Consider the following 15,384-nt stretch of genomic DNA (forward strand, 5'->3'; position numbering starts at 1 on the left):
TCACTATGCCTGTCCCTCAAAATTATAAAAAACAAGGAAGAGTTTCGGCAAAATCACTCGTTTTAAATCAACTACAAGATTGGATTATTGAAGGTGTACTGCAACCTGATGAAAAAATTAATGATGGGGAATTGGCCGAAGCACTAGGAGTAAGCAGAACACCTGTAAGAGAAGCACTTCAAATATTAGAGCTTTCTGGATTAGTGGAAATGGTACCTGGGCAAAAAACAAAAATTGCCCCCATTAAGTTAGACGACATTCCTATTATTTATGAAACGATGGCTAGTCTTCACTCTATTATAGGAAAGCAAGCTCTTCAAAACATTACAGACGGTGATTTGAAACTACTTTCTGAAATAAATGATGATTTTCAGCGCTCTATAGAGAAGAAAAACGCAAAACAAGCTTTAAAACTAGATATACAATTTCACAATACAATTTCTTCTATTGCTAAAAACCAATATATTGAACCATTTCTAGAAAATATGCAACTTCATGTTCTACGCCTTGAATATTTGTTTTTCCAAAATTTTGTTCCAGCAAGTCAATCTATTGAAGAACATCACTCCATCATTCAAGCACTGCAAAAGCAGGACGAAAAACAACTGGAACAAATGATGTCTCAAAACTGGCTCCGTCCAATGAAAGAAATATCAAAAATAATTTCTACGAAATAATAATAGAGCTGGTTACACACAATCGTAACCAGCTCACCTTTTGCTAATCTATATAGTTACGCCTGAATATCTGCATATTCTTCCATATCTTCGTACTCTTTTTCCAATTCCTCTAAAGACAGCTCGTATAATTGTCGGTCGCGAATTTTAAACACACCTGCTCCAATTAACTCATCAATTAAATGCCTCTTACGATTTTCAACAGCAAAACGGAGTTGACTACTCATCTTTAAAAAAACTCCTTTCTACGATCATTGAAAATGATAATCTTTATCAATTACCACTTTTGATTATAAAAGATGACTCTTTATAAGTAAAGTAATTTCATGAAATATTTACCTTGCAAAGTATTTGTGGCCACATTATATATATGTATGCCGTGCGAAAAATGTTATGACACTTTTTCTTATCCTTTTTCTTTCATACTTTGCAAGTTGTCTCACTATGATTAAATTCACCATCTATTTCTACTTGAATGGTGACATGTTCTACATGAAACTTCTCCTTTAATACATCCGTAGCCTCTTTTAATACATTTTGCGTTTCATCACCTTTAATAATCAAATGGCAAGTTAATACTTGAAAATCAGATGTGACAGACCATATGTGCAAATCATGAACTTCTTTTACAACCGTAATATTTAATAATGTACTTTTTACCTCTTCAACATTTATGTGCTGCGGTGCACCTTCCATTAATATATGGACCGTATCACGTGTTACACGCCATCCGCTAATAATGACTAAAATAGACACAAGAATACTAGCAATCGCATCAGCAACAGTCCATCCGAAAAATTTAATACATAGCGCTGCAATAATCGCTCCGACTGATCCTAATAGATCGCCTAATACGTGTAGGAAAGCACTTCTTAAATTCAAGTTGCCCTTCACATCTCCGCCTCTCATTAATATCCAAGCTGATAAAATATTAATAAGCAGACCAAGTACAGCAATAATGAGCATCCCATTACTAGCAATCTCAACTGGTTCTTTAAAACGGCGAATTGCTTCAATAAAAATGTATAATGAAATGACAATAAGAACGACACCGTTACATAATGCCGCTAACATTTCGACTCGCTTATACCCGTATGTTTTCGCAGTTGTTGCTGTTTTTTCTCCGAGCTTGAACGCAAGTAAACTTAACGCTAAAGATACTGCATCACTTAACATATGCCCCGCGTCAGATAGTAGTGCTAAACTATTTGTTACAAATCCCCCAATTACTTCAGCAATCATAAAACTTGTCGTTAATACGAAAGCAATTAGTAGCGCTTTTTTATTGTTAGAATGACCGTGATCATGTGAATGTCCCATACCAATACTCCTTTAAGTGCAATATCTGTATGTTAGTATGAAACAAATTCCCCCTCTTTATCCCCCATGAACTGCCCATAAACGTCCGCTTCCTCTACCTACACACTTCGCTATTTTTCAAACAAGTCCTTTTTCTCAACAAAAAATAAGACTACTTCTTTTTCAGCTTCATATTGTTTACTAATGAAAGAATTTTTAAGGAGGTTACGAAAATGAAACGTTTATTTCTCTGTATGGAGCGAGAACTTGTTGTAGTGAAAGAACAATATGGTCACTTTGAGAAAGCGTATCACTTACAAAATATGCAACCTACCTGTATCACTGTTGATCCATTTCAAAAGAATCGTGTATACTGCGGAACATTTGGACGAGGTTTATGGTTAAGCGACGATGGCGGGGATTCGTGGAAACCGATTGGAGATTCATATCGTTACTTTGATTTCCCTAAAGAAGATGGGATTTTACACTCTTCGATTACTTCCATTACGATAAGCCCTAATGAACAAGTTAACGGATATGGCGTCGTTTATGTAGGAACAGAACCTAGTGCTTTATTCCGTTCAGAAAATGGTGGTGAAACGTGGACTGAACTTAAAAATATGAAATCATTATTATCTTCTTATACGTGGGCTTTTCCGCCTAGACCTTTTACCCATCATGTACGCTGGATTACAGTTGATCCAAACAATCCAAATACAATCCATGTTTCAATTGAAGCTGGTGCTGTTATTCAAAGTAATGATAGAGGGCATACTTGGATTGATAAAAAATTCGGTGCTCCTATCGATGCGCATCAATTACTTATGCACCCTGACGCTCCAAATCGCCTTTATGCATCATGTGGTGACGGATTTATGGGCGGACCTGATCGCGCATACCTTGAAAGTTATAACAGCGGAAACAGCTGGATCTCATGCAGTGAAGGACTTGAACACCATTATTTATACAGCATGGCTATCGATCCGACTGATTGTGATACAATTCTCGTTTCTGCCGCACCGAGTGCTGACCTCGCTCATCATCGTATTCCTTATGAATCTTATATTTATCGTAAAACGAAAGATACTCCTTTCCAGCAAGTGCAACAAGGACTACCATCTGCAATTGGTACAGTCATTTCAATGTTTGCAACAAATCCAGCAGAACCACATACGTTTTACACTTTAAATAACAATGGCGTCTTTCAATCCAATGATAGCGGCGAATCGTGGGAACAACTAAACATTCCGTGGAAAGATGAATATAAAACGCAGCATCCGCATGCGTTACTCGTAACTAGTTTTTAACGAAAAAGAGAATGCCTAATGTTTTTAGGCATTCTCTCTTTTATTTCTTTAAATCAATTACAATATCATCTAGAACAATATCTTTACTCTTCGCTTCTTTTTTCGGCACTTCAATTTTCTTCTCTTTTCCATTCACATACTCCACTCCACCATGATTTTCAGGTGTATGAACTCGCAAGTGTACGCGAGGTGTAACGATAAGCTTTGTTGCATTTTCGTTTAATTTTTGGAATGTAGCACTCCAACTACTTTTATGTGGCTCTGCTACTTTACTGCTTCCACCATTTCCTTCACCAGCATAATGATTTCCTAAATCATCTTTTATTTCTAACTCAACATCCGCACTATCCCATATACTTCTTAATGCCTTAGATTCTTCCTGATTGAAAAAAACGATAAATGACATCGGGGTTACTTCCATTTTGTCTATGTTTACTTTTATTAATTCATTTTCAGAAACCCTATTAACCTTTACTTCCTTACTATCCATTGCTTTTAAACTAAGCGCGAAATTCCAGTTCCCCTTTATTGCATTACCTTCATAATCCAACTCAATAGCCTCTATATCCCACCAAACATTTGCAACATCTAACCTTTCACTACCATGACCACTCATCGTAGTCATACCTACATATTTTCCATCTCCAACTTTTGTAACGTTCGAACTACCTCCCCCACCATCAAAGCCCCTGACCTGTGGAATTCCAAATAGGAACGGTTTCTCTCCTAAATCTTTTTCGCTTTCAATAGAATATGTGATTGTAATTGTTCTACCATCAAACACAGCATCATTAATTGTAACCTTAACCCCATTACTCTCCCTCGTCATATTCAATTCAGTCGAAAACTCTTTATAATTTTCATATAACCCTGTTCTACCATTATCTAAAAATCGGAATATGTCCCCTACTATTGGTAGTCCTCCAGCGTATGTAGGAAATCCGATGCCAAGCATGGCAACTGATACGCCGACTAAAATAGATGCTGCAGCGACACCTTTTTTCCAACTTTTCATCTTTTTCTTCGTACGTATCGATTGTTTTACATTACGTTTCACTTTTTCTTTTTCAATTTCAGAAGTCTCAATTTCCTCAAGTTCTTTTTCATCTATATCAATATCATTTAATAGTTCATAAATGTCTTTCATATTGCACTACCTCCAAAACTAATATTCGTAGCATTTTGTTGTAGTTTCTTTTTTCCCCGGTACACACGATTATCTATTGCCGCCCTGGTTAATCCTAATTTCTCTCCGATTTCCTCTGTCTTCATACCGAGGAGATATTTCATAATGAACACCTTTTGATCTAGCGGTTCTAATTGATTAATGAGCTTCAATAATTCTTCTCTATCTTCCATAACAATTAATTCGTCTTCCGCTGACTTTTCCGTACTGATATGAAGCTCATCCGAAATAATTTCTACTTTTTTAGTCGCTTTCCGGTAATAATCAATTGCTTTAAACTTCGCAATTGCCGCAATCCATTTTTTAAAGTCACTCGGCTTTCCATGAAACTTATTTGCGTTATTCCATATGGAAAGAAATATATCGTTTACACATTCCTCTATTAATCCATCATTTTGAACAGAAAGAAGAACTTTGTGCGTGATTCCTTTTATGAGTGGTAAGTATGTATCGACAACGAATTCTAGTGCATCTTCTTTTTGCCGTTGTAATCTTTTTATAAAATTTTTCTCATTTGATTTCATGTAGCGATTCCCCTTATTTTTTTGTAAAAGCTTTTACACCCTATATAACGTCTTACAAAATATTTTCTCTCATCTTTTTTTATTTTTTGTATGTTATGGAATACTTTCCCTAAGCCATTGTCTCACATAACTATGTATTACAAGAAAATTTTCTCAAGTCTGCCCTTTAATTCATGTAGTACACTATTTATGTAGTGACTTTTTAACTTGATGTACATTTTATTTCATTAATCTACTATTTTAAATTAGGAGATGAGATGTGTATGTGTGGAATTACAGGTTGGGTAGATTGGAAGGAAGACCTTTCAAATGAACATATTATTTTAGAAAAGATGGCAAATAGTATTCAGCATCGTGGTCCTGATGCTGAAGGATTTTGGTTTTCACCTCGTGCAGCCTTTGCACACCGGCGGTTAATTGTTATTGATCCAGAAGGCGGGACACAGCCAAAGACATTTCGCGCTGGTGATTATACGTATGCTCTTACTTATAATGGAGAAATTTATAATTTCCGCGAGCTTAGAGAGCAACTTCAAAAATGTGGTCATGCATTTGAAACGCATTCGGATACAGAGGTGTTACTACATGCTTATTTAGAATGGAAAGAAGACTGCGTACAACATTTAAATGGTATTTTTGCCTTTGCAATATGGGATGATCAAAAGCAACAATTATTTTTAGCACGTGATCATTTAGGCGTAAAGCCACTCTTTTATACAGAAAGAAATGGCAGTATTATTTTCGGATCTGAAATTAAAGCATTATTAGCGCATCCATCTGTCCCTGCTGAAATTGATGCGGATGGCATAAATGAAATATTTGGATTAGGCTTATTTCGAACTCCAGGATGTGGCGTCTTTAAACATATTCAAGAAGTGCGTGCTGGACATTCTATAACGTTTACACGTGATAAAAAAGTAGTTAAGAAATATTGGAATTTAGAAAGTAAAGTTCATACAGACTGTACTGAAGATACATCATCACATATTTTATCTATTTTACAAGATACAGTAAAAAGACAATTAATTGCCGATGTTCCTCTCGTTTGTATGTTATCAGGAGGATTAGATTCTAGCGGTATTACTGCACTAGCGGGTAAAGAGTTTGCAGCGGAAAATAAAACACTTCATACGTATTCCGTTGACTTTGTAAATAGCGCAAAAGATTTCGAGCTGACATTTGCTCGCACTGGTTTAGACGCTCCTTGGGTAAAACGTGTTTCCGAACATGTAGGGACATCTCATCATGACATTATTGTGAATGCTGAAGAATTAGCAAATCACTTATTCGTCCCTCTCCGTGCAAAAGATTTACCGAGTGCTGGCGAAATGGAAACTTCACTATATTTACTATTTTGCGAAATGAAAAAAGATGCAACTGTAGCTTTATCCGGCGAATCTGCTGATGAAGTATTCGGTGGGTACCCTTGGTTTCATCAAGAGGATTTACTATTTATCGATAAATTTCCTTGGCTAACAAATTGGAAAAACACTTCCCCTCTTCTACTAAATGAAGTAAATAACCAATGCAACTTAGAAAACTATATTGATACACGCTTCCAAGAAGCGATTCTTGAAGTACCTACTCTTGAAGGGGAAAGTAAAAAAGCCGCGAAACAACGCCAAATGTTTTATTTATTTTTAACGAGATTTCTCCCGTTCTTACTTGATCGTAAAGATCGTATGAGTATGGCTGTAGGCTTTGAAGTACGCGTACCGTTTTGCGATTATAGATTAGTTGAATATTTATGGAACGTTCCTTTCAATATAAAAAGCATTGATAATATTGAAAAAGGCATTTTACGTAGAGCACTGCAACCTGCTTTACCTGACGATGTACGCAATAGAAGAAAAAGTGCTTATCCAACTTCACAAGATCCACATTATTTACAAACAATCCGTCATTTATCACTCGACTTGTGCAGTAATAAAAACAATCCTATTTTCTCACTTATTAATCATTCCACATTACTTGCCATTGCCGATGAAAGCAATAAAGAAATTAACAATTTTGAAGCAAGAAGTGCTATGGAATATATGCTTCAAGTAAATGAATGGTTAAAAACGTATCACATCCATATTGCTTAACAAAAAGGAGTTCAAGGATAAAAACCTTGAACTCCTTTTATATTAATTAGCGCATTTTTTATTTTCAGTATCAATGGACCATCCAATAATTGTGGCACAATCTCTACCTTTCCACTGCAGTACATTTGTTAATACTGGTTCAATCTGCAGGCTATTTCCGTCGTGCAATATTTCTACTAAAGATTGATCATCATCAAACCTTCGTTTATCACATTCTAAAATACCGTCCGTTGCCATTACAATGTGATTCATTCCTTTTTCTAATCCTCTTACACCTGACGTAAAGCAAGGTGTATTTGCTGCGAAAATATTTTTTCTACCAATATATTCGTAATTCTTCCGTTTATTTAATCGACCTTTACCATTCTTCGTTTTCTCAGAATGGAATAAATATGCGAAGCAATCACCAACTGATAGCCAATATAAAAATTCGCCTTTTCGTAAACAAATTAAACATGCAAGTTCCTCATCATCTTGATCACATTTTTCAATAAACAATTCATCTGTAAATAACGCTAATAAGTACATATGTGTATGATGAAAAGCTAAATGTATCGGGTAGGAAAATAACTCTTTTAATTTCTCTTTTCTTTCTGAAATTGCTTCTATTATGTAATCTATATTTTTTGTTTTGTGGTGTGTATCAAAAATCATAACAAATTCAAATTGTAATTCAGGATCCCACCAAGCAAGTACCGCATCTCCTCGTTCATGTGCATCACTTTCTTGATTTCCCCCATATACGCCGACTGAAAGAGGACCACATTTTTCAACATGTATTTCATCTACATACATCTGTTCATGACTCATCCATTTGAATGTATTCACAGCTATCATCCTCTCTCTTGCTAAATGTATACCTTTACACATAGATTACCTTATATTTCAATAAAAATAAACTTTTTCAACATTTTTTATCCAAATAAAAGGATTTCATTTCTACATTCACGAATATATCTTACTATACGATATAAAAATAGGGGGATTTATCATTATGAAAGACATCAATCAACATTGGGAAAGTATTTATTATCACTTACGATATGAATATGAAGACAACCTTTCCCACCAAGCCATTCGTATTTTACAAATCGTTTCTCGTGAGAAAGATATAACAATTGGAAAAGTCGCTACTGAGCTTAGTCTCTCTCATAACACAGCATCTGAACACGTAAAGCGCCTTATTCAAAAAGGATTTATCATGAAAGAAAGAAACAAACAAGATGAAAGAGTTGTGAACCTTACTTTAACGAAAGAAGGCATTGGAGTATTAGAAAAGCATACTTTACTAGATAAAGAAAAGATAAAAATATTAGAATCTCAGTTATCAAAAGAAGAACAACAATTAATTGAAAAAGCCTTTTCATTATTAGCGAAGGAGGCAAAATATGCATTTCCTCGTTAAAGTAATCGTTTCCGCACTTATTATTGGCGTTATTACTGAAATCGCTAAACATTATAGTACGATAGGCGGCTTTATTGCTGCTCTACCTCTTGTAAGTTTACTAAGCCTATTTTGGATTTCTGTCGAAGGCGGGAACAAACAAGAATTAAGTCAATTTGCTATAGGCGTATTATATGGATTTCCTGCATCCGCACTACTATTATTTATCGTCTATATTGGGTTGAAAAATTCGTTTTCACTTAGTGCATCTGTCCTACTCGGAATCGGGGGTTGGTGTATCGTTTTTGCTTGTCAAAAATTATTTCAATCTTAGTTAGGAGGGTTTACTATTTATAAATTTGTAGAGGTATTGGGGCAAACAATAGAAGTATATATAAAAGGAAGTAGTAAACAAACGGTAGTTATTCAAACTGGAATGGGTTGCTCATTTTATGATTGGCTCCCTATTATAGAAAAACTTTCACAACATTTTAAAGTCATTTCATACCATCGCCCAGGTTACGGAAAAAGTGAACTAGTAAATTATTCGCGTACTACAAGACAAGCGACAAACGAACTTCATATGTTACTATATGAACTTGCTATTCACGAACCTATCATTTTAATCGGTCATTCCTATGGAGGCTTATGTGCAAAACATTTTGCGATGTTACATGAAGATAAGCTGCAAGCACTTATTTTAGTTGATTCTACTTCTATGAACTTACACCGATTAGATGAACTTTATTTACCAATTTCTGATCAAACGGATTCGGATGATATGTGGCTTCAAAAATATAACACATACTCCAAAATGGATGTAGACATGCTTAATAATGAACTAAAACCTATACTCGTTGATCAACCAAGACAGTACATTGAATTTTCTACCTCCCCTCTATTATATAAAGCGACAGCTTCTGAACTATGTGCGTGGAAAAATTGTGCTCGCTTAATAAAAGAGTTATATAAAACATTAGAAACACCTTTAATCGTTATTGGTAGAGACCCTCAATATTCTATTACTCAGTTGACTGAGGATGGCATGCCAAAAGAGGAAGCGACACAACTAGAAACAATGTGGCAAGAACTGATTCATGAACAATTACAACTCTCAATAAATAGTCAATATATACTTGCCGAACATGCTGGTCACGGAATTGAAAATACTCGACCAGATATTATTATTGAAGCAATTCACTCCTTGCAAATAAAAAAAGGAAGCAACTAACGCTGCTTCCTTACTTATCTATTCATAATCTTCTTCATCATCGATTTCTTCATAATACGAATTCCCATTACTTACATATATAGGGCCATTCGCAACGTCAATACGTAATACCCATGCCCATGGCACAGCTAAACGCTTATGTATTGCTCGCCAAAAGCTCATTGATTTTCTTTCGTACTCCTGGAACTCCTGAAGTAACTCTTTGTAGGAGGAACCGTCTAACTGAATATTTGCTTCTAACAAACGAGAATGGGCATAGTACTGCAGCTCTAGTTCAGCAGCAATTTCCATTTCTTCTTCCGTTGCCATACCAATAATTGCTCCATCTGCTGGTACAATTTCAAATACGTTCTGAACTTCAATAAGCCCTTCTTTCTCTTTCTCAAACATGTAAACAGCCTCCTTTAACACATATTTTTTATGTTACAAAGTCATACTTCTACAATAACTTCTCCCTTTCCTCTTTTTTTGATAAACTTTTACAAATTATTTATCTGATAATCTGTAGACTGTATTCTTTCAGCAGAACTGAAACAATTATTATCAAAAGTTAATTTATACACGTCAGGCATATGAAGGGTTTTCCAAAACTGAAAATCATATTTCGAATCAAAATAATTCAGTAGTAATACCATAATATTTCCATGAGTACCTATTACAATATTCTTACCTTTATATTTTTTTAATATACTTTGCATACATATTACCGCACGACTTTGTGCTACATCATTTGATTCTCCACCTTCGTATGCAAAAGTCCAGTCTTCCCATACCTTCTGAAGAGCATCATTAAAATCCTGTACTGGTTCTTTACTTAATAGCCTTTCCCGTAAATCTTCTTCCATTTGTATTGATAAATTATATGTATTCGCAATTCCTTGCACAGTTTGCATTGCCCTTTTGTACGGACTAGAAATCACAACATCAATATGTTTATCTTTTAATAAGCGTGTTACATGCTGCGTATCTAACAAACCTTTTTCAGATAAAGGCCTTTCCCGTTCTTCTTTTGTATATGTAGAGTGGGCATGGCGAACGAAATAGATTGTGGTCATTTATTTATCTCCCTTTTCCGTTTTTATCCAAATTCAATACATTACCATCAAATCCCTTTACCTTTATAATAAGTACTGTCAAATTTAAATGTTGATTTTCATATTAATAAAAGGGAAACACCTCATATGGTATTTCCCTCAATTAAAATAGACTACATTCAATTAAATACTTTACCAATTTTATTTCTATCGTATTCTAATATCCAATCATTATATGTATTATAAATATCCCTAATTGTATTAGGAGAGGTAGCTAATACATCACAACCTCTATCATCATAAACGTGAAATATAGTATTCTTGTTAACATTTATAAAATACACCCTATGAAAAATACTCGGTTTTCTTCCCATATCTTGATTACAAATTGCTTTTAGCATAGGAATGTATTTCAAGTCAGAAACTTTACACTTCAAAGTATATCTATGTGTTTTATATACCCCGTCTTCATCGTTTTCTGGAAAAACATAAGGGATTGTATTTTTCTGTAACTTAAACAAATCGGACTTCTCTTTTACATACTTAGAAAAGATATTCAATTTGTGTTTGAAAATTTCACCGTCTGCATAGTCATTTACATCCACTACGATATAAATATCATCTTCTGTTGCATGTAAAGACTGAAATAAAGTAATCGCTCTATTATAAACGCCTTCTAAATATGGGCAGTTTTCATAAATGTTATTGTAATCATAGTTCACACCTAATCTAAAACGAATACCAATATCCCAATTATAAAATAGAGGTGGTCTAAGTTCTAAATTTGGAAACGTTTCAAGCATATACTCATTCAACCCCATCTCAACACCTACCTTTAATAGCATCTTGTTTACATAATAAAATTATTCTATTATAATTCCCTTCTAAACTCTTCATCCACTATAGCATCTTGAATAAAATAATCTATATTATTTCTCAGCTTTTGGTATGCAATTTGATTTTCTATATCGTTAAACATAATTACAACTTCTACCTTATTCCCCTTCTTATCTGTAGTATACAAACTTTTTGTCAATACGAATGCGGTAGAGCCACCTTTTTGACCAGCAAATTCTAACTTACTATTATTAACTGTTCCTTTGAAAATATTCTCAATTTCTTCTTGCATTGATTTTGGAAAATAATTTCTACTATTTATCATTTTCATTATACTCATATAATCTTTAGCGTTTGCACTCACTAATCGATCTGACCAAATTCGCTGAAATTCCATATCTACCTTTAATGGAATATCCCGTTTTTTCCATTCTTCTTCATCTTTCATCCATTCATGAATTTGTAATACATGTTTATTATACTCATCCTTTGACATGTTACGTATCATTTCTAATGATTGATTTTCTGGCTCATGAAGCTCTTTTTCTACATACCCTCTCATATATAGTGCAGCAGTATACGAAGAGAATTTGTCATGACTAGTAAGCTCTAATTCTTTTATACTTTCATTTACCCTTTCTATTCCAAGCTTATCTAACAAATATGTTGTATTTGCATTAGAACTATAATGAATCATCCCTTTAGCGACTTCTTCTAAAGCGATTTGTCCATTTTTCACTAATTCTCTCGCTTTGGCATCTTCTAACCAGTTAGGATGCGCTCCACCATCAGTGTTTTTAACGTAATATTTTTCTAGCTCGTGCAATGAAATTTGTTCATCTCGACTTATTTTTCCTTCTGACACTTGCTTAGCAAATTCAACTGCTATTACGATTTTCGCCGTACTCGCTAATGGTAATTTTTTATTTGCATTTATAGAAGTTAATACTTCTCCATTTCTTTTAATAAATAATGAACATGTTTCATCGTCTTTATGTTCTTTTATGTACTTTAATACGTAATCAGGATCTTCTTTTGACAAATAGTACTTCATAATGACAAAGAAAGCTATAACGGCTACTATAATGACTCCTGCAACAATTCCTATAATCTTTAATATGTTCACAATATGTCCCCTCTCATACATTCCCTTCTATATAATCATTATAACGAATCGAATTACAAATTTATACAAAATAGAGTAACTCTTCCTAAAAAAGAAAGAGCTACTCTATTTCACATGATGTTATGTGTCCATTTAACGTAACAACTATATTTGAGTCATCACTTTCTTTAACGCTATTTAATCGATTTGAGTTAGGAGGACCAATTACAACTGACTCCTTAATTGGCGAAAGGTCCTTTCCTAATTTTTCTGCACTTACACCGTATGCAGCTTGAAATACTTCTGGCGGAGTTAATCTAAGTATGTCTGATCCTTCTGCTGTTTCAAACTGATCGTTATTGAAGAACAAATGTAATTGTACTTCTTCTGTTATCGCTGTAATCCAATGCCACCATCCCATTGGAATAAAGACAGTTTGCCCCGCTTTCACATGATAATTTTGCAATTGATTCGTTTCCGGATTTAAAATGGATGTAACTGCTTCTCCTGATACTACAACATCTAATTCCCACGCATTCGGATGCCAATGTGGTTCCCTCATATGCCCTTTCGTCATAAATAAATCAACAAACGCCCCTCCTATCATCGCTGGTAACTGTGTTGACGTAACTTCATATGCAACGTTTTTATCATCCCTTTTAAAAAAGACATTTTTTCTCGAATCAAAGAAAAGGTTTGGGGTTCCTGAACTTTTCTTTAAATTTTTATTATCTGGAACATAACCTGAACTACTCATTTTATCCCTCTTTTCCACTCCGAACATTTCTACTTTCACACTGTATCGTATGGAAAAAATGTATGAATGTGCCTATCATTCACATAACAAAAAAACATGCCTTCATGATGAGAGCATGTTTTGTGATATTTTTCACATTGTTTAGTTAAAAAATAAACGTTTACTTACCATGATGTAACATTAAATCACTAAGTTCTTCTTCAATGTGATTTAATTTCGCAACGCCTTCTTTCCATTTATGAATATAACGCGATACCCCGACAATAAATAAAACAATAATTGTAGAAAGAATAATACCATATACGATTGTTACAGTACTCATAGTTACACTTCCTTATAATTAGTAATGTTGTTAGTAGTTATATTTTTATTATAAACCTTTTTCATTTAAAATACTTCGATTTCAACTTTTTGTAACAAAATTGATTTTTCTAATATTTCGTTCATAAAAATGGCATATTTTTCACAAATTATACAAAACTTCACCATATGTACTATTACCATATGAGTTATATTGTTAAATAGGATAAAGTGAAATTTTAGTCAGTACGGGGTATCTATCCCACACTGATTATTAGCCCGCACCAACCAGGCTTTTACGGACCGTTACTGTGGGATAAAGGGGATGAAATACTATGACGACTTGGTTTATTGTTATGTTAGTTGTATTTGGGGCATTTAAAATTATCGTTTCTAGCCTTCCTAACTCTGTTATTGAATCCATTATTAGCAAGTACGAAACACATCCACAACTTGAAGAAGAGAATTCGACTGTTACAATCAATGGAAATAACTTAGAAGGCGAACAAAAATCCAAAATTATTCATGATTTTAACGAAGGTTTATTTTTAGATCGCTATTATGCACCACCTCACAATGAGGGCACGCCTTTAATTATCAATGCAAAACGTGGTAAAAAAGATTTTACATTTTATATTTATAGTCATGAAGAGCATGTTGATGTTGTAAAGCAACATAAAAAGAAGGTAGTTGCTTATAGTTTACGTTCTAAAAACCTTCAAAATAATGATATGTTCGTGTCAGCTGATTTAGCTTAATACTCATATATTAGAAAAAGGAATCCATGGAATATGGATTCCTTTTTACTATTCACTGAAAAATAAGCTCTGTCTTCAAACTATCTTTCGGTAACAACCATCCTTTTTGTTCTAAACTCTTCATTAATAATTCTCTTTGTTTTGTTGCAATACTTTCCTCATTTGTTTTAAACGATACTTCTATTACGAAATCATCTTCTATTTTCCCTGTATTACTTAGTGGCCAAACTTCAATATTCGTTTTTATATTTTCAAACTCCCCTGTATACCGTTTCATCAATACAGGACCGTAAATACGAGCATTTTTGAGCATTTCTTCTCCCCAATTCGTATACAACCATTTGTTCATTTTCCCTGGCAATTTTTCTATTAACATGTTTTGAGCAGCTCGTTCGTTTGGTAAATCAAGTACTCCATATCCTTTAGCACTGTAGCTTTTCTTATTTGAAATACTTAACGTTTTCTTCTCAAATCCCCAATCTATTTCTGCCTCATAGTTATCAGTTTTACTATCAAATCCATCCTTTTTAGCCACTTCTAGTGCATCTTGAATTACACCATTTTGAATCGGATATCTTTTTTTATATGTTAGCTCAAAATCTTTACTAAATTCTTTCTTTCGAATTCTCGCAAACCAACTTTCATTACTTAAATTTTTATTTGCCGTATCTAAAAATTGCACTTGTATTCTTTCATAATTTGTACCAGCCTTGAAATATTCTAGTACCTCTTGATTTATCTCTTTGTTATAACCTAATACTTGTTCTGGTTTTAATAATAATTTCGCTTCAAAACTAGGTGTCATCGGACTGGCAGCAAACCCTTCCTTAACGTTATACAGGAAACAACAAAAGAAAATGCTTACGAATACAAATACTTTTTTCATATACCTATCTCC

The 15,384-nt window shown here is 34.0% G+C and carries 20 protein-coding genes; 7 read left to right on the plus strand and 13 right to left on the minus strand.

Annotated features, from left to right (window positions below; genetic code table 11):
- Positions 1-5: 5 nt before the first annotated feature.
- Positions 6-677 carry a GntR family transcriptional regulator gene (locus MKO96_RS06015; RefSeq protein WP_240587002.1) on the plus strand — a complete coding sequence of 224 codons (672 nt, stop codon included), beginning with the start codon at positions 6-8 and terminating at the stop codon, positions 675-677.
- Positions 678-733: 56 nt separating this feature from the next.
- Here the strand turns inward: MKO96_RS06015 and fbpA are convergent, their stop codons facing one another.
- Both fbpA and MKO96_RS06025 read right to left on the minus strand, forming a co-directional pair.
- Positions 734-904, minus strand: coding sequence for a Fur-regulated basic protein FbpA (gene fbpA, locus MKO96_RS06020; protein WP_000098304.1), 171 nt, complete (start codon positions 902-904; stop codon positions 734-736).
- Between the two features lie 193 nt (positions 905-1,097).
- The gene (locus MKO96_RS06025; protein WP_087980094.1) at positions 1,098-1,997 is read right to left on the minus strand and encodes a cation diffusion facilitator family transporter; all 900 of its coding nucleotides are present in this window, start codon (positions 1,995-1,997) and stop codon (positions 1,098-1,100) included.
- Positions 1,998-2,209: 212 nt separating this feature from the next.
- Here MKO96_RS06025 and MKO96_RS06030 point away from each other — a divergent pair, with 212 nt between their 5' ends.
- A complete protein-coding gene (locus MKO96_RS06030) occupies positions 2,210-3,283 on the plus strand; it encodes a WD40/YVTN/BNR-like repeat-containing protein (RefSeq protein WP_240587003.1) in 1,074 nt (357 codons plus the stop codon).
- 40 nt (positions 3,284-3,323) lie between these two features.
- On the opposite strand, the gene MKO96_RS06035 is transcribed toward MKO96_RS06030, so the two are convergent.
- Both MKO96_RS06035 and MKO96_RS06040 read right to left on the minus strand, forming a co-directional pair.
- Entirely contained in the window at positions 3,324-4,430 is a 1,107-nt protein-coding gene (locus MKO96_RS06035; RefSeq protein ID WP_240587004.1) for a DUF4179 domain-containing protein, read from the minus strand.
- On the minus strand, positions 4,427-4,993 hold the full coding sequence (locus tag MKO96_RS06040) for a sigma-70 family RNA polymerase sigma factor (protein WP_240587005.1): 567 nt from the start codon (positions 4,991-4,993) through the stop codon (positions 4,427-4,429). Before MKO96_RS06040 ends, MKO96_RS06035 begins: the two co-directional genes overlap by 4 nt.
- Positions 4,994-5,256: 263 nt before the next feature.
- Here MKO96_RS06040 and asnB point away from each other — a divergent pair, with 263 nt between their 5' ends.
- The gene (asnB, locus tag MKO96_RS06045) at positions 5,257-7,080 is read left to right on the plus strand and encodes an asparagine synthase (glutamine-hydrolyzing) (RefSeq protein ID WP_240587006.1); all 1,824 of its coding nucleotides are present in this window, start codon (positions 5,257-5,259) and stop codon (positions 7,078-7,080) included.
- A 42-nt stretch (positions 7,081-7,122) separates the two neighbouring features.
- On the opposite strand, the gene MKO96_RS06050 is transcribed toward asnB, so the two are convergent.
- A complete protein-coding gene (locus MKO96_RS06050) occupies positions 7,123-7,950 on the minus strand; it encodes a PP2C family serine/threonine-protein phosphatase (RefSeq protein WP_240587007.1) in 828 nt (275 codons plus the stop codon).
- Between the two features lie 124 nt (positions 7,951-8,074).
- Here MKO96_RS06050 and MKO96_RS06055 point away from each other — a divergent pair, with 124 nt between their 5' ends.
- Genes MKO96_RS06055 through MKO96_RS06065 form a run of 3 tightly spaced genes read left to right on the plus strand, consistent with a single transcriptional unit; the run spans position 8,075 to position 9,695 of the window.
- Positions 8,075-8,485, plus strand: coding sequence for a MarR family winged helix-turn-helix transcriptional regulator (locus MKO96_RS06055; protein ID WP_240587008.1), 411 nt, complete (start codon positions 8,075-8,077; stop codon positions 8,483-8,485).
- Positions 8,469-8,798, plus strand: coding sequence for a DUF3147 family protein (locus MKO96_RS06060; RefSeq protein ID WP_240587009.1), 330 nt, complete (start codon positions 8,469-8,471; stop codon positions 8,796-8,798). The genes MKO96_RS06055 and MKO96_RS06060 overlap by 17 nt, the downstream gene beginning before the upstream one ends.
- 36 nt (positions 8,799-8,834) lie before the next feature.
- Positions 8,835-9,695 carry an alpha/beta hydrolase gene (locus MKO96_RS06065; RefSeq protein ID WP_240587010.1) on the plus strand — a complete coding sequence of 287 codons (861 nt, stop codon included), beginning with the start codon at positions 8,835-8,837 and terminating at the stop codon, positions 9,693-9,695.
- A gap of 18 nt (positions 9,696-9,713) precedes the next feature.
- Here the strand turns inward: MKO96_RS06065 and MKO96_RS06070 are convergent, their stop codons facing one another.
- From MKO96_RS06070 to MKO96_RS06100, 7 genes are all read right to left on the minus strand, one after another.
- Complete coding sequence (locus tag MKO96_RS06070; RefSeq protein ID WP_046959012.1) at positions 9,714-10,085, minus strand: hypothetical protein; 372 nt, start codon at positions 10,083-10,085, stop codon at positions 9,714-9,716.
- Between the two features lie 89 nt (positions 10,086-10,174).
- Positions 10,175-10,750, minus strand: coding sequence for a histidine phosphatase family protein (locus MKO96_RS06075; protein ID WP_240587011.1), 576 nt, complete (start codon positions 10,748-10,750; stop codon positions 10,175-10,177).
- A gap of 158 nt (positions 10,751-10,908) precedes the next feature.
- Positions 10,909-11,550 (minus strand): DUF3885 domain-containing protein, encoded by a 642-nt coding sequence (locus MKO96_RS06080; RefSeq protein ID WP_240587012.1) that lies wholly within the window; start codon positions 11,548-11,550, stop codon positions 10,909-10,911.
- Between the two features lie 50 nt (positions 11,551-11,600).
- Positions 11,601-12,692, minus strand: coding sequence for a serine hydrolase (locus tag MKO96_RS06085; protein ID WP_240587013.1), 1,092 nt, complete (start codon positions 12,690-12,692; stop codon positions 11,601-11,603).
- Positions 12,693-12,792: 100 nt separating this feature from the next.
- Positions 12,793-13,428 carry a cupin domain-containing protein gene (locus MKO96_RS06090; protein ID WP_088048474.1) on the minus strand — a complete coding sequence of 212 codons (636 nt, stop codon included), beginning with the start codon at positions 13,426-13,428 and terminating at the stop codon, positions 12,793-12,795.
- Positions 13,429-13,588: 160 nt separating this feature from the next.
- Complete coding sequence (locus MKO96_RS06095) at positions 13,589-13,750, minus strand: hypothetical protein (RefSeq protein ID WP_000109008.1); 162 nt, start codon at positions 13,748-13,750, stop codon at positions 13,589-13,591.
- A 65-nt stretch (positions 13,751-13,815) separates the two neighbouring features.
- On the minus strand, positions 13,816-13,932 hold the full coding sequence (locus MKO96_RS06100; RefSeq protein ID WP_002018064.1) for a hypothetical protein: 117 nt from the start codon (positions 13,930-13,932) through the stop codon (positions 13,816-13,818).
- A gap of 131 nt (positions 13,933-14,063) precedes the next feature.
- Here MKO96_RS06100 and MKO96_RS06105 point away from each other — a divergent pair, with 131 nt between their 5' ends.
- Positions 14,064-14,486, plus strand: a complete 423-nt coding sequence (locus MKO96_RS06105; protein ID WP_075310251.1) for a YfmQ family protein — start codon at positions 14,064-14,066, stop codon at positions 14,484-14,486.
- Positions 14,487-14,538: 52 nt separating this feature from the next.
- Here MKO96_RS06105 and MKO96_RS06110 read toward each other — a convergent pair whose 3' ends face one another.
- Positions 14,539-15,372, minus strand: a complete 834-nt coding sequence (locus MKO96_RS06110; protein WP_240587014.1) for a hypothetical protein — start codon at positions 15,370-15,372, stop codon at positions 14,539-14,541.
- Positions 15,373-15,384 lie beyond the last annotated feature (12 nt).

Origin of the sequence: Bacillus sp. ES1-5, assembly GCF_022487605.1 — a bacterium.
GTDB classification, from domain to species: domain Bacteria; phylum Bacillota; class Bacilli; order Bacillales; family Bacillaceae_G; genus Bacillus_A; species Bacillus_A wiedmannii.